The organism is Pseudoalteromonas arabiensis (genome assembly GCF_001550155.1).
In the GTDB taxonomy this organism is placed as follows: domain Bacteria; phylum Pseudomonadota; class Gammaproteobacteria; order Enterobacterales; family Alteromonadaceae; genus Pseudoalteromonas; species Pseudoalteromonas arabiensis.
Genome location: NZ_LRUF01000005.1, coordinates 252,220 through 271,473 on the forward strand (window position 1 = coordinate 252,220; position 19,254 = coordinate 271,473).

Consider the following 19,254-nt stretch of genomic DNA (forward strand, 5'->3'; position numbering starts at 1 on the left):
TAGCTATAAAGTTATTGTAAATGACTGTAAATGAAGTTGTGATATAGCAAGCATTTATCTTTGTTTAAACTACTCGTATTGCTTCTATCATGAACTGATAAAGGTTGTGATGCAGTAAAGTTTTTAAAAAAGTCCAACACATGCCACAGACTCTCTCATTTTATAACCAACAGGTGTTTTTAAAAATATATTTTAATTACAAAAATAATTACCTTTTATGAATATAAATTGACGTTTTTATTTCAACTGTCATCTTTCTGTCATTTTTCACTGGCACACTGCGCTCAATCAAACACGAGTATGTGTTTTTTGTTGCGATTATTGAGGAAACGACATGAAATTTGCAAAGTCTAGCTTATTCCTAGCTTTATTTGGTGGTTTATCTTTTTCTGCACTAGCTGATGTAGATTTATATGGTAAAGCCAACGTGACTGTTCAATCATCAGATGATGGCGAAGGGTCTTTTACTGAAATTAAAAGCAATAACTCACGTTTTGGCTTAAAAGGCTCTGAGAAGCTAACTGAAGGCTTAGAAGCTGTATACAAATTTGAGTTTGGTGTTGATGTCTCTGATGCTGATTCTAAAGGCGATAACGATGACAACATTACTGCACGTAACCAATATGTAGGTGTTAAAGGTGGCTTTGGTCAAGTTGTAATTGGTCGTAATGACACTGCAATGAAGCAATCTCAAGGTAAAATTGATTTATTTAATGACCTTGAAGGTGATATTAAAAACGTATTCAAAGGTGAGAATCGTTTAGGTGATTCTATCTCTTATGCATCAAATGATTTTAGTGGTTTCAAAGTATTAGCGACTTACATCGCGGAAGATGATGTAGATGCTGATGATGGTTACTCAGTAGCACTGACGTATGGTGACGCTAAACTTAAAGAAAGCAAAATATACGCTTCTGTTGCAGCAGACAGTGAAGTGAAAGGCTACGATATTGTTCGTGCGACAGTGCAAGGTAAAGTTGGCGACTTCAAACTAGGCGCAATGTACCAAACACAAGAAAAAGTAGATGGTAGTGCAGAGGCTGACGGCTATTTAGTGAATGCGGCTTATCAAATGAATAGCAATACATTTAAAGTTCAATATCAAGTCATTGACTTTGATGAAGGCGACAAGAAAACAGCTATTTCAGCAGGTGTTGATCACAAGCTAAGCAAAAACACCAAGGTATTTGGTTTCTACTCAACATTTGATACTGACAACCAAGTTGATCAAGACTACTTAGGTGTTGGTATTGAGTACAAGTTTTAATCCTCTAAAGGAATAACTCCCTTACTTGTTAGCCCAGCATCTGCTGGGCTTTTTTTATATTATCTGTATTACGCTAAGGCGTAGTCGGACTTGCCAGCAAGCCAACGTTGAATAAGCTTTTCACTTTGTGTGGGGAATTGCTCAAGCATTTTAAATGCGATTGGGCGTACTTGTGTTAAGGTTTGTTTATCACGGCTCAAGTCAGCGATTTTAAAATCAGCTAAGCCTGTTTGTTTTGTGCCAAGTACTTCACCTGGACCGCGAATTTCGAGGTCTCTTTCGGCGATAACAAAGCCATCATTGCTTTCACGTAGCACTCCTAAACGTTTTTGCGCTGTTGCAGAGAGCGGGGCATGATAAAGTAAAACACAGTGTGATGCAGTTGCACCACGACCAACACGGCCGCGCAGCTGGTGGAGTTGTGCAAGCCCTAATCGTTCTGGGTTTTCAATAATAATCAGGCTCGCATTGGGCACATCAACACCCACTTCAATCACTGTCGTTGCAACTAATACGTGAATATTACCCGCTTTAAACTCGCTCATAATGGCTTGTTTTTCTGCGGCTTTCATACGGCCATGTACTAAGCCCACCTGCAATTCAGGAAGTGCATTTTTTAATTGCTCGGCGCTATCTTCAGCTGCTTGACATTGCAGTACTTCCGATTCATCGATTAAGGTGCAAACCCAATATACTTGACGGCCTTGCTCTTGGCAGGCTGTTTTGACCCGTTGAATAATTTCATCACGGCGAGTATCGGGGATTGCAACTGTCGTAATAGGCGTTCGACCAGGGGGAAGTTCGTCTATGATGGAGGTTTCTAAATCTGCATAAGCTGTCATCGCTAAAGTGCGGGGAATAGGTGTGGCGGTCATAACGAGTTGATGTGGGTAGCAATCACCAAAGCGACCTTTTTCACGCAGTGATAAGCGCTGGTGCACACCAAAGCGGTGTTGCTCATCAATAATAATTAAAACAAGGTTATTAAACTCAACCTGATCTTGAAATAGCGCATGCGTACCTACGATCATTTGTGCTTCGCCAGAGGCTATTTTTTCGAGTGTGACGGTGCGCTCTTTACCTTTGCTTTTACCTCCAAGCCAAGCGACTTCAATACCGAGTTCTTTAAACCATTGGCTAAAGTTGATGCCATGTTGTTCTGATAAAATCTCAGTTGGTGCCATTAAAGCTACTTGGTAACCTTCACTAATCGCTGTTAAAGCGCTCAGTGCTGCGACTAATGTTTTACCTGAACCAACATCTCCTTGCACTAATCTCATCATTGGGAAGGGATGCTGTAAGTCCCCTTTGATTTCTGCAACCACCCGACTTTGCGCATTAGTTGGGCTAAAAGGGAGCTGTGTTAAAAACTGTTGTTCTAGTTGATTATGCGGTGTTAAGGCGACCGCTTTGACACTTTGACCTTTTTGACGAAGTTTTAATAAGCTGATGTTTTGTGCCAGTAACTCTTCAAAGACTAGTCGTTGCTGTGCAGGATGAAAGCCTTGCTCCAGTGCCGTTAAATCAACATCATTTTGTGGGCGGTGCAATGTTAAAAGTGCATCACTTAAACGCATGCCAGTTGGTTGAAATTGTTCTGGCAATAACTCTTCAACTGGATATTTTGCTAATAAGTTGAGCGCTTGATCACTTAAAGCGCGAATAGACAGCTGCTTCAGCCCTTCTGTGACAGGATAAACCGGTGTCAGGGTTGTGTTTGTTGGTTGCTCTGACGCAGTGTCTGACAAACTATATTCAGGGTGAGTCATTTCAAAACCAACCCGCCCACGGCGTATTTCGCCAAAACAGCGTATGATTTTACCCGCACTCAGCGCATTTTTTTGTGCCGCATTAAAGTTAAAAAAACGCAGCGTTAAGCGACCCGTGCCATCATTCACTTGGCATACCAACATACGGCGCTTACCAAATGTTATTTGGCTTGTTTCAACCGTGGCTTCAATGCTGACATGACTGTGAGGCTGTAAGTCACATATGGCATGGATACGCGTGCGGTCTTCGTAGCGATGAGGTAAATGAAACAGCATATCTTGCACTGTGTTTATTCCCAGCTTAGCAAGACGCTCGGCCATTTTAGGGCCAACGCCTTTTAATTCAGTAATGGGATAGTGTGCTAAGCTAGGATGACTCAAAGGTGACTCAAATTATTAATTAGTAGACTTTTTTCAGTTTACTTGCACTCGTCAGTGGCTTCAAGCGTTTGCGTGTGCTTTAACGTGTGCCAAAAGATGTCATCAGCAACGATTTCACCATTTTCATCAAGGGCAGGGTAGGGAAGCGCTTTTTCGCGGCATTGCTCAGCAATAATGGGATGGCAACCTTCAAACAAAATACGGTGCTTCACTTTTTCATCGAGCATATTGCGGTTATATAAGCCCGCTTCTTCGCGTTGGCGTTGTGCTTCAAACAAAATAAGTGCCGCTGCGACAGAAACATTCAGCGATTGCACCATACCCTGCATAGGAATAATGATGTTCTTATCTGCATGTTCAAGCGCACGAGGTGAAATGCCATCACGTTCTTGTCCAACAATCACAGCTGTTGGTTTGGTGTAATCTATTTCACGAAAATCAACGGCATCATCAGTTAAATTGGTTGCCAAAATTTGCACATCGGGGTTATGAGCTCTCATCATAGCAACAGCATCATCAATATTGCGGTGTAAGTGAGTGTCGAGCCAATTCTTACTCCCACCAGAGGTATTATTGGTGAGCCACTTTTGATTATCAGGCCACACAGCATGCACATGATGACAGCCTGTAGCGTCAGCTGTGCGGGCAATGGCCGACAAATTATGATGCTTGTGTACTTCTTCTAAGCAAACGGTTAGGTCTGTTTGACGGCGATCTAATACGCGCTTCACACGCTCAAAGCGAGTTGTATCCATAGTTATGTGCTCGTTGGCAGATTCTAATTGGTGCTGATTATACGCAGTATAGTGCTAAGGCACTACCGCTCTACTAATTGGATTTTGTAAGGAGATCAGTGTTTCGGTGGATTGAATTGCCTCGATTGCTTGAATCTTATTAATTAACACATCTTGTAGGTGATCAATAGAGCGTGCCATCACTTTGATAAATATACTGTAGTTGCCTGTGGTGTAGTAGGCTTCAACCACTTCTTCTAACTCTTTTAAATGTAATAAAGTTTGCGGGTAATCGCGGGCATTATTAAGGTTGATACCGATAAAACAGCATACATCGTAACCGAGTTGCTTTGCATTAATGCTTACCTGAGTGCCCGTAATGATGCCAGCTTGTTTCATCTTTTCGACTCTGACATGAATTGTGCCAGCACTTACAGCAAAGCGTTTAGCTAATTCTGCATACGCTGTGCGCGCATTTTCCATTAAGGCATTAAGGATGTTTTTATCGAGATTGTCGATTTGATAATTTTCCATCGTATTTTTCAGTGTTAATTATTGAATCAATAAATTTTATAGCATTATTTTTATGAAAATTTCAATGTTAAGTTCTTTTTATTGATGGTTATTGAAAATAACCTTTATTTAGTTGAGGATTGTTTTAACGAAGAGATTTCAGTTCTCTATTAAGCAAGTAACAATAACTGGGAATGAGGCCAATTATTATGAGTTCACACTACCTAAAGCAACAGCAGCAAATAAGCAAAGTAAAACAGTTCTTTTCAAGCCAACTAGAACAACAATTAGGGCTTGTTGAAGTGCAAGCGCCAATTTTGGCTAAAGTCGGTGATGGTATACAAGATAACTTAAGCGGTACTGAAAATGCTGTGTCGGTAGCGGTGAAAACGATTCCTAGCAGTCAATTTGAAGTGGTGCACTCACTTGCGAAGTGGAAAAGAAAAACACTTGCAGATCATGACTTCTCTGTAGGTGAAGGCCTTTACACGCATATGAAAGCGCTTCGTCCTGATGAAGAATCATTAAGCCCAATTCATTCAGTGTATGTGGATCAGTGGGATTGGGAGAAAGTTATCTGTGAGAGCACTGAGCGCACTTTAGATAAGCTCAAAGAAACCGTCACATCAATTTATCAAGCAATAAAATCAACAGAGCGCTTTGTTGCCAGTGAGTTTGGTTTAACACCGTTCTTACCAGAGCAAATTACTTTTGTGCACAGTGAACAATTACGACAAATGTATCCCGATTTCACCGCAAAACAGCGTGAAAAGGCAGTCGCTCAAGAATATGGTGCAGTATTTCTAATTGGTATCGGTGGCGCACTTGCCGATGGGAAAATCCATGATGTGCGTGCCCCCGATTATGACGACTGGTCTACTAAAACCTGTAGTAAATTTGCCGGTTTAAATGGCGACATTCTAGTTTGGAACCCAGTACTTGAAGATGCATTCGAAATATCATCAATGGGTATTCGTGTAAGCCCTGATGCATTGGCCACACAGTTGGCAATTACAGGTGACCAAGCACGCCTTGAGTTTGATTGGCATAAAGCATTGTTAGCGAAAAAATTTCCACAAACAATTGGTGGTGGGATTGGTCAGTCACGTTTAGCGATGTTGTTGTTACAAAAACAGCATATTGGTCAGGTACAAGTGGGTGTATGGCCAGAGCAATTGAAGCAGCAGGTTGACGGTATTCTTTAAATTAATGCTTTAAGTTAAAAAGAGGCTTTAGGCCTCTTTTTAACTTGTTTTGAACTCAACTTCGATTTTATTTTCTTCCAGCTTCACTTTACAAGGCGGGTATTGGCGATTTGTGCGTAATACTTTGTCGAAAATATGTATTTCGACTCCTGAGTGAAGCGCTTTATTCACGACCAATTCGGCATCTTCGAGTAAGTCATGCAGATGATGTTCTAAGCTTGATAGCTTTTTCTCTAACTGTTCGGCTTGTTGACAATAATGAGTTTGTGTTGCGCCTATTTTTGCGAGTAGCAGCTTTTTCTTTTCAGCATCTTTGACTTGATCTGCTTTTTCAATGGCTTCTTGTAATGTATCAAGCTGAGAGTCTGTTTGCGCGAGGTCTTTTAAACATTGGTCGGTTTCTGCTGTGACATCGGCGCCTGATGCAGCGAGGTTTACAACCATTTTAGCCCCTGATTCGTTGCCAATTTCACCAGCAAGAATGATTTGCGCATCGAGGATTTCTCCGCCAAATAACTTACCTTGTGGGTTATCTTCTTGACCAACTTGCAACAGCTTTTTGGCTTTCATAATACAGTGACTCGATTGGCGCTCTATAATAATATTATTGGCTTCTAGGTAACTATATTGGCCGTGTGATAAGTGAATATCACCTTGACTAATAATATTGCATGATAGCGTTTTATCATCGAGCTGATGACCAATCACACCTTGCTTAATGGTTATATCGCCAATGGCAGATAGGTGACCTGATTCAACTGTTCCCATCACTGTAATATCACCTTTGGCATTTATACGCATGCCAGGTTCGACATTGTGAGTGACAATAACACTTCCTTCAAAATCAACATGACCACTTTTAACGTTTACGTCAGCAATGGTGAAAATATCATCGACACGCATGCCGTTAGCAATATCCACGGGCACGCCTGAAATTGCCGAAACTAATTCTAGCGGATTATTTTTTGAAATCTCTGTGCCTTCGCCTGCAACAAGTGCGCTGCTTTCACCTGCTTTTGCAGGTAGCACATCACCAGTGACGGTAAATCCCTCTTTACCTGGGGTCGCGGGGATTTGTTTTACCAATAATACACCTGGTTCAACGCTGGCTAATTTACCAAAGTCGCGCATATCAACGGTGCCGTCTTCGCGCAGAGTTGGCTTTTTCAATCGGTCTTTTAATGTTTCAACTTGTGGTACTAGTTTAGATGGTTGTCCATCAACAGGTAAACGGCCTTTTGCTACGACACCTTTTACCTTTTCACCTGCGGGAAGCTCAAGTTGTTGTTGTAATAACTTTTCTAGGTAGGCTTGTTTATAACCACGTGCGACACCTGCTTTGATTAACTCTTTTTTGGCGTTTTCTAGGCTCATGATTGTGCCACCTTCGGCAAGGGTTAACTCGCCTGTAGCTAGCATTTTGTCATCACTGAGTGTTATTTCGAGGCTTGCATCATGCTTTGAAGCAACAACAAGCGTACGCTCTTTCATATCGGTTTTGAAAAAGTTGTTGATGGCATCATGATCCACTCTGCATTCACAGAAAGACGACTTTTCTAGTGCCTCAATAATAAAGGCAGCACTAGGTGGTGAGTGTTCATGAACATCCAATAAGATGTTTCCGTTATGAGCCAGCTTAAACACGTGGAGATCCTTTTATACTGTGATAGCTAAAGGTATATATTTCTATTTAAAACTAGAATTATTAACACAGATTGCTAGAGAATTGCTTTTGAGTCAAGAGTTTCGGCTGAGAGATAGGGGGATTTTTATAATAAAGTGCCAGCTGTAAAAACAGCTGGCACGAAAGATCAAAAGTGGCGATTAGTTTGTAGAAGGTAACTCCATGATGCCATCAATCTCAACTTGTACACCTTTAGGTAATGCACGAACGCCAATTGCAGCACGGGCAGGGTAAGGTTGCTTGAAGTATTGGCTCATCACGTCATTAACAATCGCGAAATTAGATAGGTCAGTTAAGAAGATATTAACTTTAACCATGTCTTGAATTTGGCCGCCGGCAGCTTCACATACAGCCGTTAAGTTTTTGAATACTTGATGAGTTTGCTCAGTAAAGTCTTCTGAAACCACTTCCATTGTTTCTGGTACAAGTGGAATTTGGCCTGATAAATAAACGGCTGTGCCTACTTTAACAGCTTGGCTGTAAGTGCCAATTGCAGCAGGTGCATTATCAGTAGAAATAAAAGATTTGTTCATGATTATCCTTGTTACTTTTTACGATAGACTCGCTGTACATCAGGCATCACACGAATGCGGCGCATGATGTTGGCAACGTGAACACGATTTTTCACTGTAATGCCTAAGTCTATCATGTATAAATTACTTTCTTTTTCGTCGGTTGCTATCTCGACAATGTTTGCTTGGGTTGAAGCCACAACATTGGTAAGTTTAGCGAGTGCACCCTGATGATTAATTATCTCAATCCTAAGGGCTGCAATGTATTCTTTTTCTGGGTTGTCATCCCATTTCACGACCAAGTATTTAGAGCGCTCTTTCTCCCAACCACGAATGTTTTTACATTCTTGGCGGTGAACGGTAAGGCCTTTACCTTGGCTGATATGAGCTGTGATAGCATCTCCAGGTACAGGGCGACAGCATTTAGAGTAGTTAACTAACATGCCTTCGGTACCAATGATGGTTGCTTTTGCTTTTTTCGCGATATCGTTTAAGTCGTCGGTTTCTTCTTGTACTAGACGTTTTGCGATAAGTACACTCATTAGATTGCCAGAACCAATTTCAACAAGTAACTCTAGAACAGTATTTAGCTCATGCTCTGTTAGCACGCGTTGAATGTTCTCGTCTGGAATATCATCCAGTTTATGTTCGCCAAGGGCTGAATCCAGTAATCGACGGCCAAGTAACATTGCTTCTTCGTGTTGTTGGCTCTTAAGGTAATTGCGAATACCAAGGCGCGCTTTTCCAGTGACGACAAAATTTAGCCATGTTGCATTAGGGTGTGCGCCTGAGCTGGTTATCACTTCCACGGTTTGACCCGTATCAAGCGCTTTGCTCAGTGGGTGAGGCTTACGGTTTACGCGAGCTCCAACACAGGTATTACCAACATCAGTATGAACCGCATAAGCAAAGTCAACAGCCGTTGCGCCCATAGGCAGCTCTACTATTCGGCCATCTGGAGTAAATACATAAATTTCTTCAGGGAATAGCTCTGTTTTAACGTTTTCAACAAACTCAAAAGACGAGCCTGCACTTTGCTGAAGCTCCAGTAAACTTTGCATCCATTGGCGTGCACGTTGCTGTGCGGTATGGCCTGCGCTATCACCGGCTTTTTTATACATCCAATGAGCGGCAACCCCTTTGTCGGCCATATGATCCATGTCGTGGGTACGAATTTGAATCTCAACAGGAATACCGTGTGGGCCAACTAATGAAGTATGAAGTGATTGATAACCATTGGTTTTTGGCACCGCAATGTAATCTTTAAAGCGGGTTTCGATTGGCTTGTAAAGGTTATGAGCAACACCTAACACGCGATAACAGGTATCCATGCTGTCTACGTTAATGCGAAACGCATAAATATCCATCACTTCATTAAACGACAGCTCTTTATTAAGCATTTTTTTGTAAATGCTGTAGAGGTGTTTTTCGCGACCTGAAATAGTGGCGTCGATACCTGCTTCTTCTAAGCGTGCTTCAATTTCACTTTTGATGTTACTGATGACTTCTTTTCGATTACCGCGAGCTTTAACCACTTCAGATTTTAAAGCGCGATGACGCATTGGGTAGAGTGCCTGAAAGCCTAAATCTTCCAGTTCATTTTTAATATCATGAATACCTAAACGGTTAGCGATTGGCGCATAAATTTCGAGTGTTTCGCGGGCAATACGACGGCGTTTGTCGGGACGAAGTGCGCCTAAAGTGCGCATATTATGTGTTCGGTCAGCAAGCTTGATCAAGATAACACGAATATCTTGAGTCATGGCCATAATCATTTTGCGGTAATTTTCAGCTTGGAATTCTTTTTTATCTTTAAAGCTGAGCTTATCGAGCTTACTTACCCCTTCTACTAGTTCGGCGACAGTATCACCAAATATTTCGGCTAAGTCTTGTTGACTAAAATCGGTATCTTCAATCACATCATGCATCAGGGCTGCCATGAGTGTTTCGTGATCTAAATGCATGCCAGCAAGAATTTGTGTCACTTCGACGGGGTGGGTAATGTAGGGCTCGCCGCTTGAGCGAGTTTGCCCCTCGTGGGCTTCACGAGCTACCACGTAGGCTTTTTGTACCAGCTCTATATCAGCAGGCGACAAATATTCGGAAATTTTCTTTTTTAGACCTTCAAAAAGATACAAAGTCACACTCCAATGCGCTAATGAAGTAAATCGGTAACGGTATGAATAGAATATACGATGAAAAGAAGGGCTTGCCAACGGCTAGTGCAGAAATACTAGCCGTATAGCGAAATCAAAGCGGGGAGCTTGATTATTGGTTACCACCAACGATAGCAGCAACAGCAGCCATTTCAGCGGCTTCTTGGTGTTGTTGTTCTTCACGGTCAATTAAGTCCATTGAAGAGCTGTCAACTAACCCTTTTTCAATTTCACGTAAAGCAATGACTGTCGGTTTGTCATTTTCAGCATCAACAAGTGGATCTTTACCACCTACTGCGATTTGGCGGGCACGACGAGCCGCAACTAAAATTAAGTCAAAACGATTACCAATTGCATCTACTGCATCTTCAACAGTTACGCGAGCCATCTTAGCACTCCAAATAAATTTTTAAGCAAAGGCGTAGTTTACTGTACCAAGTTACATTCGCCAATAGCTTGTGGTTAATTTTTATCTTTATTACCTAAAATTGTATTATTTAAGTAAGGCGTTCAATAATTCTTGATGGCGAATAGTTTGGCTTTTGAGTGACAAACGTTTTGCCATGACAATTGTTTCGATTTCAGCAAGCGCAATATCAAAGTCATCATTCACAATCACATAATCATATTCATTATAGTGTGATGTTTCTGATTGTGCCTTTGCCATTCTGCCAGCAATTACCTCGGCAGAGTCTTGACCACGATTATTTAAACGTGATTCAAGCTCTTCTTTAGACGGCGGAAGAATGAAGATGGTTTCAACATCATCCACTAAGTTGCGGATTTGCTGAGCACCTTGCCAATCGATATCTAAAAATACATCAATGCCAGCGTCGAGCTGAGTTTCAATGGCTTTTTTAGAGGTGCCGTAATAATTATCGAAAACTTGCGCCCATTCAAAGAAATCATTCTTGTCAATCAGTGCTTTAAATTCCTCAACCGACACAAAATGATAATGCACACCGTTTTCTTCACCAGGGCGAGTTGAACGCGTTGTGTGTGAAACCGATACCTTCATATCGCTGTGTTTGTTTAGTAATGCACTAATTAAGCTTGATTTACCTGCACCTGAAGGGGCCGATAAGATAAATAAATTTCCGCGAGTTTGCGCCATGATCTGTCTCTATTGAAAATAAATAGGCTCGGACTATTGCTAATCCAAGCCTTTAATTTATCTATTGTACTTTATTTCGCTAAAAGTGCTCAAGTTTCAGGAATTACTCATCTTTATTTTCAGGGACTGCCTGCTCCTCACCTTTGTGCTTTGTAGTATCAGATGTAGCTTGCTCACTCGGGGTGTTGGTTTGTTCCGTTGGTTTAGTCGTGTCTTGCCCACCGCAGGCTCCGCAACAACTCATATGTTTCTCCTTTATTTTATTGTACAAGCGGACTGCTGCTGACATTAAAGTCGAAGCCTTCAATATCGGCGTCAGCAATTAATAGTTGGATATATTGTGCTATGGCTTTGCGCTCTACTTTTTTATTCAGGTAGTCCTCAATACGTGACTTCACGGCTTCAAAAGGCAGTTGTAGCCCAGGCTCTTTATGGTCAACATAAACAAGGTGATAACCAAAGCGGGTTTCAATAGGGTGAGCAATTAAGCCAACCTCGGCACTGAATACTTGACGTTCAAACTCACTGACGGTTTGTCCTTTTGTTATTTGACCAAGTTGGCCACCTAATTGAGCCGAATCACATTTTGAATATTGCTGTGCAAGCTCACTAAAAGAAGCGCCTTCAGAGAGTGCACTTAGTAGGCTTTCAGCTTGATTAAGCGCATTGCTGCGCGCCTTCTCATCACTACTTGGTGCTGCAAGTAAAATATGTTTTGCTGCAATCAGTGGGGGAGTGGTGAATTTTGTTTTATTTTGTTGATAATAATGTTCGCACTCAGTCGCACTGGCACGGGGTAATTGCACTTCTGCTGCGATGAGTTTTTCGAGCAATTTATTTTGTTGTTGTTCGTCACTCTCTGAATTGTGCGTCTCTAGGTTGATGTTGAGCAATTGCGCGCGTTGCTGTAACAATTCGCCAATGATCAAACTTTGTGCAGCCTCTACCATCGCAGCGCGATGATCGTCGGCTGGGTGATACTGCATTTCATTAAGAATTTGTGTTTCGCTAATAGTATGTTTATTAACGTTAATCATATCGACCTCGCGAGGGATGCCCTGTCGAAACAGGGCATGATCTGGTTAAGATTTGCTACGAACCACTTGGTAGTTACGGCTTAAGTATTGTACTGGTACGCTGGCAATATGAACTAAACGACTAAATGGGAATACCACAAATAATGTCATGCCGAGTGCAACATGCAGTTTATAAATCCAATGAACTTGTGTAATTGCTGCAGTGGCTTCGGTTAAATCAAAGGTCACAATGTTTTGTGCCCAGCTCATTAGTAACAGCATTTCTGCACCGTCTAAATGGTTTGCTGAGACAAAAATTGATAATAAACCTAAAATTAATTGCACGTATAACAGCAGTAAAATTGCAATATCCATATTGCTGCTGGTGGCTCTAATACGCGGTTCAAATAGACGGCGTTTGATTAAAATAGTGAGACCGTAAAAACAAATCAAACCAAACACACCACCGAGTGTCATGGCAATGAGTTGCTTGTGACCCGCCTCAATACCAAACACATGCCAGATTTCTGCTGGTGTCAGTAAGCCTACAAAGTGACCGAGCAATACCATAATGATACCAATATGAAATGCGCGGCTGCCTTGCTTGAGTTTTTTGCTTTCAAGTAGTTGGCTTGAACCTGTTTTCCATGTGTATTGCTCTCGGTCGTAACGTATTACCGAGCCAATAACAAACACGGCTAAGGCGATATAGGGATAAATCCCAAAGAAAAAGGTGTTTAAATAATTCATGATGAACTCCTTAACTGGCTTCTTGATTAAAGTCAGTCCAGCTAACTGGAACATATTGATCTTTGCGCTGAGATTCGTCAGGGCGATTGACTGAGCTCGGGCAGTTGGTGGCATCTTGTGCACCAAAAGTTATGGCTTCTTCTTCCCACTCTTTATCAATGGCTTGTTTCGTATCGTCGCGTTTTTCACCGTTAATTTGCTTGCGTAATGCATCGAGATCTAAATCACTCTGGGCAAGCTCTAACAGGCTTGAAAACAGTAATGAGTAGTCACTTTCTCGTTTTTCAAGACGGCATAGTAGCAGGCCAAAAATATGATCTACTTCGACCAGCCAAGACTGCGCATTTGCTTCGCCTTGGGTTGCTAAGAACTCTAAAAACAGGGGGATGTAGTCAGGTAGTTCATTTTGACTTAACGCTAAACCGGCCTGTTTGTATTGCTCTACTAAGTCGACCATAGCTTGACCACGGTCACGGCTTTCGCCGTGAACATGTTCAAAAAGCCACAGACCAAGCGCGCGTCCACGTTCAAACAATCCGTCATACTCGGCTTGCCAGTCGAGTATGTCTTTTTCACATTGTGAAGTGATAAAAGCACAGACAGCACGTTGATTTTGTTCTGTGAGTGAACTTTGTTTAAGGGTACTGATTAGCTCATCTTTCGCTTGTATAAGCTCAGGAGTTGGATAATCAAGTAAATGAGAAAATACACTTAAAACTTGCATAACTTACTCCTTGATCTCAACAGGGATGATCTGTTTCACAGTGGCTTTTTTCGCGCCAAATAAGTTCACCCCGTTGTTACCATCGCTACAGCCATTACCAAAGCTAAAACCACAGCCATTTTTGATATCATAGGCATTCTCAGCATATGACTTATGACTGGTTGGTATCACAAAGCGGTCTTCGTAATTGGCAATCGCCATATAACGATACATTTGCTCAACTTGGTCAGCGCTTAGTCCAACTTGCTGAAGTACGTCGAGATCTTCAACACCATCGACTTGTTGCGAGCGTTTGAAAGCGCGCATTGCAATCATACGTTCAAGTGCTCGAACAACCGGTTTCTCATCACCTGCAGTTAGCAAGTTGGCGAGGTAGCGCATCGGGATACGTAATGATTTCAAGTCAGGAATAACGCCATTCATACCAACATGACCGGCCTCTGTTGCTGATTGAATCGGTGACAAGGGGGGGATATACCAAACCATTGGCAAGGTTCTGTATTCAGGGTGCAGAGGCAGTGCTACTTTCCAGTCTATTGCCATTTTATAGACAGGAGATTGACGTGCTGACTCTAACCAATTTTCAGGGATCCCTTCTTTACGTGCTGCTTCAATGACCTCAGGATCGTTCGGATCTAAGAACATACTGAGCTGTGCAGGGTATAAGTCTTGCTCATTCGCTACACTGGCAACTTCTTCTATGCGGTCTGCATCGTAGAGTAGGACGCCTAAGTAACGAATTCGACCTACACAGGTTTCAGCACACACTGTCGGTTGACCTGCTTCGATTCGAGGGAAACAGAAAATACATTTCTCTGATTTACCCGATTTCCAGTTGTAGTAAATTTTCTTATACGGACAACCTGATACACACATCCGCCAGCCACGGCATTTGTCTTGGTCAATTAACACAATGCCATCTTCTTCGCGTTTATAAATTGCACCAGAAGGGCAGCTAGCAACACAGGCAGGATTGATGCAGTGCTCACACAGTCGTGGCAAATACATCATGAAGGTTTTTTCAAACTGCCCATAAATGTCTTTTTGTACCACGTCATCAAAGTTTTTATCTTTTTTACGCTCTGAGAACTCAGTACCGAGAATTTCTTCCCAGTTAGGTCCCCAATTGATTTTCTCCATGCGCTGACCCGTAATTAACGAGCGAGGGCGAGCAACCGGTTGGTGCTTGCTATCAGGTGCGTTATGCAGATGTTGATAATCAAAATCAAACGGCTCGTAGTAATCATCAATTTCGGGCAAATCTGGATTAGCAAAAATATTAGCTAATAAACGGCGCTTATTACCTTGTTTGGGCTCTAATACGCCTTTACTGTTGCGTTTCCAGCCACCATTCCATTTGCTCTGGTTTTCCCATTCTTTCGGATAACCAATACCCGGTTTGGTCTCTACGTTGTTAAACCAAGCGTATTCAACACCTTCTCGGCTAGTCCATACATTCTTACAAGTGATTGAACAGGTATGGCAACCGATGCATTTATCTAAATTTAGGACCATGCCAATTTGTGCACGTACTTTCATAATTTTATCCTCGGTTACTCGTTATCTAGCCAATCAAGCTTGTCCATCTTACGGACAATTACAAACTCATCACGATTACAGCCCACAGTTCCGTAGTAGTTAAAGCCGTATGACTGCTGTGCATAACCCCCAATCATATGGGTTGGTTTCATGATGGCGCGGGTAACTGAGTTATGAATACCGCCTCGGGTTCCTGATACCTCAGAGCCTGGTGTGTTTACAATGCGCTCTTGTGCGTGGTACATCATGCTCATACCTTGTGGTACACGCTGTGATACGACGGCACGTGCGGCAATGGCACCATTCACATTAAAGATTTCGATCCAATCGTTATCTTTGATATCAGCCTCTTTTGCATCCGTTTCACTGATCCAAACAATTGGACCGCCACGGCTTAATGTCAGCATAAGTAGGTTGTCTGAATAGGTTGAGTGAATGCCCCATTTTTGGTGTGGCGTAATCCAGTTTAAAACTAACTCTTTATTACCATTCGGTTTTTTATCCAGTAATGGTTGAGTCGTTTTTAAGTTTACAGGCGGTTTATACGACACCATAGTTTCACCGAAGTCACGCATCCACTGGTGATCTTGGTAAAATTGTTGACGGCCGGTAACTGTGCGCCAAGGGATCAGTTCATGCACATTGGTATAGCCTGCGTTATAAGACACATGCTCATCTTCAAGCCCTGACCATGTTGGCGAGCTGATGATTTTACGTGGCTGTGCTTGAATATCTCTAAAGCGAATTTTCTCATCTTCTTTAGGAGTTGCTAGATGTGTATGATCGCGACCCGTAAATTCCCCCAGTGCTTGCCATGCTTTAACAGCAACATGCCCATTGGTTTCAGGAGCAAGGCTTAAAATCACTTCTGCGGCATCAATTGCAGTGTCTATTTTCGGGCGACCTTTTTGTGGGCCTTCGCTGGTATGCGTGTAATTCAACTCACCTAAAAACTTCACTTCTTGGTCTGTGTTCCAACTAATGCCTTTACCCCCATTACCGAGTTTCTCGAGCAGTGGCCCAAGTGAGGTAAAGCGGTTGTAGGTATTTGGATAGTCACGCTCAACTTCAATCATGTTGGGTGCTGTAACACCTGGGATCAGATCGCATTCGCCTTTCCACCACATGTTTATGCCGTCGGGTTGGGCTAACTCGCTTGGCGTGTCGTGCATGAGTGGCGATGTTACTAAGTCTTTTTCAACACCCAAGTGACCTTCGCATAACGCTGAGAATTTTTTCGCAATACCTTTAAAAATATCCCAATCTGAACGTGATTCCCACACTGGATCAACCGCTTTTGAAAGAGGGTGAATGAATGGGTGCATGTCGGATGTATTCATATCATCTTTTTCATACCACGTTGCGGTTGGTAGTACGATATCAGAATACAAACAGGTCGTTGACATACGAAAATCTAGGGTGACCCATAAATCAACTTTGCCCTCTGGTGCATCATCATGCCAGACTACGTCCTCAGGTTTTTTGTCTCCGCTTTCGCCAAGATCTTTACCTTGCAAGCCGTGCTTAGTGCCAAGGAAGTGGCGTAGCATATATTCATGGCCTTTACCCGATGAACCCAGTAAATTAGAGCGCCAAATAAACATGTTACGTGGGAAGTTTTTAGGGTTATCAGGGTCTTCACAGGCAAAGTCTAAATCGCCAGATTTAAGTTGCTGCACCGCATAATCTTTCGCTGACAATCCTGCTTTTTCTGCATCTTTACACAGTTGCAGTGGGTTCATGCCAAGTTGCGGGGCAGAAGGTAACCAGCCCATGCGTTCTGCACGTGTATTGTAATCAATGATTGAACCTGTCCAATGCTCTTTATTTGCTAAAGGAGACAGTACTTCGGTCATTTCAAGTTTTTCGTAGCGCCATTGATCAGAGTGGTTATAAAAGAAAGATGTACCGTTCATTTGGCGCGGTGGGCGTTGCCAATCTAAACCAAATGCAAGCGGTAACCAACCACATTGTGGACGTAACTTTTCTTGTCCAACATAGTGAGCCCAGCCACCACCAGATTGACCTACACAGCCACACATCATCAACATGTTGATTAAACCACGGTAGTTCATATCCATGTTGTACCAGTGGTTAAGCCCTGCACCGACAATGACCATACTGCGGCCACGGGTTTTGTCTGCGTTATCAGCAAACTCACGAGCCACTTGAATGACATGATCAGCTTTTACACCTGTGATTTGTTCTTGCCATGCTGGGGTATAAGGCACATTGTCATAAAGCGATGTTGCAACTGCAGGGTCGTTCAAGCCGTTATCCACACCGTAATGCGCAACCATTAAATCAAATACGGTGGCAACCAGTGCTTCGCTACCATCTTTGAGGGTAATTGTTTTAACAGGGACTTTACGAACTTGAATATCGTCATGTTCAGTATGTTGGAAGTATCCCAGTTCATGGGCTTGGCTACCGAAGTAAGGGAATAAGACTGATTCAACTTTATCTGAGTGATCTTTTAAGCTGAGCGCTAACTTAATATCGCTGCCATTTTTACCATCACGTTGTTCAATATTCCATTTGCCTTTTTCACCCCAGCGATAACCAATTGCACCGGTCGGTGAAACAAGTTCATTGCTGGTTTCATCAAGACCAATGGTTTTCCATTTCGGGTTGTTGTCTTGGCCTAAGTTATCAGCCAAGTCAGCAGCACGTAAGAATGCCCCTTGTGTGTAGCCTTTGTCGGTTTTATCCAACACGACAAGCATAGGCATATCGGTGTAGCGGCGAACGTAGTCGGTAAAATAACTACTTGGTTTATCAATATGGAATTCTTTTAGAATGACATGTCCAAACGCCATTGCCAGAGCAGCGTCGGTTCCTTGTTTTGGCGACAACCATATATCTGATAATTTAGAGCATTCAGAGTAGTCAGAAGTAATAACAACCGTTTTGGTGCCTTTGTAACGTACTTCTGTGAAAAAGTGGGCATCAGGAGTACGTGTTTGTGGAACATTAGAGCCCCAAGCAATAATATAATTTGAGTTATACCAATCAGCTGATTCTGGAACGTCTGTTTGTTCACCCCAAATTTGTGGTGATGCTGGTGGTAAATCACAATACCAGTCATAAAAGCTTAAGCAGTTACCACCAATCAATGATAAATAACGCGAACCTGCTGCGTAACTAACCATACTCATTGCCGGAATAGGTGAGAATCCCATGATACGGTCTGGACCGTAGGTTTTTGCTGTATAAACATTAGACGCTGCGATGATCTCGTTTACTTCATCCCATTTAGCGCGGATCAAGCCACCCAAACCACGTTTTGATTTATAGCTCTTTGTTTTAGCAGGGTCGGTGACGATTGATTCCCATGCTTTAACAGGATCACTATGGACTTGCTTAGCTTCGCGCCACAGTTTCAATAACGCCTGACGGACCTTAGGGTATTTTAATCGGTTAGCGCTGTATATATACCACGAGTAGCTGGCACCGCGAGGACAGCCACGAGGTTCATGATTTGGTAAATCAGGACGAGTTCGAGGGTAGTCTGTTTGTTGGGTTTCCCAAGTAACGAGTCCGTCTTTTACATAAATTTTCCAACTGCATGAACCGGTACAGTTTACACCATGTGTAGAGCGTACAATTTTGTCATGCTGCCAGCGACGACGATAGCCGTCTTCCCAATCGCGATTTTCATCAGTTGTTACACCGTGACCACCCGCAAAGCTTTGCTTGTTAGTCTTGAAAAAGCGCATTTTATTCAACAAATGGCTCATTTACTTATTCTCCTATCCTGCTCAACTTTAGCGCTCAATCACTCGGCACCTTGAAGCGGCAGAAAGCTACATTGCAAATCAAATATAGTGTTTCAGCGCTACAGTAACTTGATGAGGATCAATATCTCAATGGTGTTTAAGTCAATGAAA

16 protein-coding genes are annotated in these 19,254 nt (G+C 42.4%); 2 read left to right on the forward strand and 14 right to left on the reverse strand.

Features of this window, described 5'->3' with window-relative positions:
- Nucleotides 1–334: 334 nt before the first annotated feature.
- On the forward strand, nt 335–1,267 hold the full coding sequence (locus PAARA_RS01900) for a porin (protein ID WP_062567382.1): 933 nt from the start codon (nt 335–337) through the stop codon (nt 1,265–1,267).
- A gap of 68 nt (nt 1,268–1,335) precedes the next feature.
- Here PAARA_RS01900 and recG read toward each other — a convergent pair whose 3' ends face one another.
- From recG to asnC, 3 genes are read right to left on the reverse strand one after another with little or no spacing between them, the layout of a single operon-like run.
- Nucleotides 1,336–3,417 carry an ATP-dependent DNA helicase RecG gene (gene recG / locus PAARA_RS01905; protein WP_062567383.1) on the reverse strand — a complete coding sequence of 694 codons (2,082 nt, stop codon included), beginning with the start codon at nt 3,415–3,417 and terminating at the stop codon, nt 1,336–1,338.
- 38 nt (nt 3,418–3,455) lie between these two features.
- Complete coding sequence (trmH, locus tag PAARA_RS01910; protein ID WP_062567384.1) at nt 3,456–4,172, reverse strand: tRNA (guanosine(18)-2'-O)-methyltransferase TrmH; 717 nt, start codon at nt 4,170–4,172, stop codon at nt 3,456–3,458.
- A gap of 54 nt (nt 4,173–4,226) precedes the next feature.
- On the reverse strand, nt 4,227–4,685 hold the full coding sequence (asnC, locus tag PAARA_RS01915) for a transcriptional regulator AsnC (RefSeq protein WP_062567385.1): 459 nt from the start codon (nt 4,683–4,685) through the stop codon (nt 4,227–4,229).
- Between the two features lie 188 nt (nt 4,686–4,873).
- Between asnC and asnA the strand changes: the two genes are divergently transcribed.
- Complete coding sequence (asnA, locus tag PAARA_RS01920) at nt 4,874–5,869, forward strand: aspartate--ammonia ligase (protein WP_062567386.1); 996 nt, start codon at nt 4,874–4,876, stop codon at nt 5,867–5,869.
- A gap of 39 nt (nt 5,870–5,908) precedes the next feature.
- On the opposite strand, the gene PAARA_RS01925 is transcribed toward asnA, so the two are convergent.
- The 11 genes from PAARA_RS01925 to PAARA_RS01970 all read right to left on the reverse strand — a co-directional run bounded on the left by PAARA_RS01925 (nt 5,909) and on the right by PAARA_RS01970 (nt 19,104).
- Nucleotides 5,909–7,513, reverse strand: coding sequence for a DUF342 domain-containing protein (locus tag PAARA_RS01925; RefSeq protein ID WP_062567387.1), 1,605 nt, complete (start codon nt 7,511–7,513; stop codon nt 5,909–5,911).
- 180 nt (nt 7,514–7,693) lie between these two features.
- A complete protein-coding gene (locus PAARA_RS01930) occupies nt 7,694–8,086 on the reverse strand; it encodes a RidA family protein (RefSeq protein WP_062567388.1) in 393 nt (130 codons plus the stop codon).
- 11 nt (nt 8,087–8,097) lie between these two features.
- Complete coding sequence (gene spoT / locus PAARA_RS01935) at nt 8,098–10,203, reverse strand: bifunctional GTP diphosphokinase/guanosine-3',5'-bis pyrophosphate 3'-pyrophosphohydrolase (RefSeq protein ID WP_062567389.1); 2,106 nt, start codon at nt 10,201–10,203, stop codon at nt 8,098–8,100.
- Between the two features lie 130 nt (nt 10,204–10,333).
- Entirely contained in the window at nt 10,334–10,609 is a 276-nt protein-coding gene (gene rpoZ / locus PAARA_RS01940; RefSeq protein WP_054554225.1) for a DNA-directed RNA polymerase subunit omega, read from the reverse strand.
- A 105-nt stretch (nt 10,610–10,714) separates the two neighbouring features.
- Nucleotides 10,715–11,335, reverse strand: coding sequence for a guanylate kinase (gmk, locus tag PAARA_RS01945; protein ID WP_062567390.1), 621 nt, complete (start codon nt 11,333–11,335; stop codon nt 10,715–10,717).
- Nucleotides 11,336–11,438: 103 nt separating this feature from the next.
- Nucleotides 11,439–11,579: a hypothetical protein gene (locus PAARA_RS20490; RefSeq protein WP_157066151.1), complete on the reverse strand. Its 141-nt coding sequence runs from the start codon at nt 11,577–11,579 to the stop codon at nt 11,439–11,441.
- Between the two features lie 16 nt (nt 11,580–11,595).
- The gene (locus PAARA_RS01950) at nt 11,596–12,372 is read right to left on the reverse strand and encodes a peptidylprolyl isomerase (RefSeq protein ID WP_062567391.1); all 777 of its coding nucleotides are present in this window, start codon (nt 12,370–12,372) and stop codon (nt 11,596–11,598) included.
- Nucleotides 12,373–12,417: 45 nt separating this feature from the next.
- Nucleotides 12,418–13,101: a respiratory nitrate reductase subunit gamma gene (gene narI / locus PAARA_RS01955; protein WP_062567392.1), complete on the reverse strand. Its 684-nt coding sequence runs from the start codon at nt 13,099–13,101 to the stop codon at nt 12,418–12,420.
- A 10-nt stretch (nt 13,102–13,111) separates the two neighbouring features.
- Nucleotides 13,112–13,825 (reverse strand): nitrate reductase molybdenum cofactor assembly chaperone, encoded by a 714-nt coding sequence (gene narJ / locus PAARA_RS01960; protein ID WP_062567393.1) that lies wholly within the window; start codon nt 13,823–13,825, stop codon nt 13,112–13,114.
- Between the two features lie 3 nt (nt 13,826–13,828).
- On the reverse strand, nt 13,829–15,364 hold the full coding sequence (narH, locus tag PAARA_RS01965) for a nitrate reductase subunit beta (protein ID WP_062567394.1): 1,536 nt from the start codon (nt 15,362–15,364) through the stop codon (nt 13,829–13,831).
- 14 nt (nt 15,365–15,378) lie between these two features.
- On the reverse strand, nt 15,379–19,104 hold the full coding sequence (locus PAARA_RS01970) for a nitrate reductase subunit alpha (protein WP_062567395.1): 3,726 nt from the start codon (nt 19,102–19,104) through the stop codon (nt 15,379–15,381).
- Nucleotides 19,105–19,254: the final 150 nt, after the last annotated feature.

Coding starts and splice junctions, on each gene's coding strand:
- PAARA_RS01900 (WP_062567382.1), top strand. CDS start 335: ATGAAATTTGCAAAGTCTAGCTTATTCCTAGCTTTATTTGGTGGTTTA.
- trmH (WP_062567384.1), bottom strand. CDS start 4,172: ATGGATACAACTCGCTTTGAGCGTGTGAAGCGCGTATTAGATCGCCGT.
- asnC (WP_062567385.1), bottom strand. CDS start 4,685: ATGGAAAATTATCAAATCGACAATCTCGATAAAAACATCCTTAATGCC.
- asnA (WP_062567386.1), top strand. CDS start 4,874: ATGAGTTCACACTACCTAAAGCAACAGCAGCAAATAAGCAAAGTAAAA.
- PAARA_RS01930 (WP_062567388.1), bottom strand. CDS start 8,086: ATGAACAAATCTTTTATTTCTACTGATAATGCACCTGCTGCAATTGGC.
- rpoZ (WP_054554225.1), bottom strand. CDS start 10,609: ATGGCTCGCGTAACTGTTGAAGATGCAGTAGATGCAATTGGTAATCGT.
- gmk (WP_062567390.1), bottom strand. CDS start 11,335: ATGGCGCAAACTCGCGGAAATTTATTTATCTTATCGGCCCCTTCAGGT.
- PAARA_RS20490 (WP_157066151.1), bottom strand. CDS start 11,579: ATGAGTTGTTGCGGAGCCTGCGGTGGGCAAGACACGACTAAACCAACG.
- PAARA_RS01950 (WP_062567391.1), bottom strand. CDS start 12,372: ATGATTAACGTTAATAAACATACTATTAGCGAAACACAAATTCTTAAT.
- narI (WP_062567392.1), bottom strand. CDS start 13,101: ATGAATTATTTAAACACCTTTTTCTTTGGGATTTATCCCTATATCGCC.
- narJ (WP_062567393.1), bottom strand. CDS start 13,825: ATGCAAGTTTTAAGTGTATTTTCTCATTTACTTGATTATCCAACTCCT.
- narH (WP_062567394.1), bottom strand. CDS start 15,364: ATGAAAGTACGTGCACAAATTGGCATGGTCCTAAATTTAGATAAATGC.
- PAARA_RS01970 (WP_062567395.1), bottom strand. CDS start 19,104: ATGAGCCATTTGTTGAATAAAATGCGCTTTTTCAAGACTAACAAGCAA.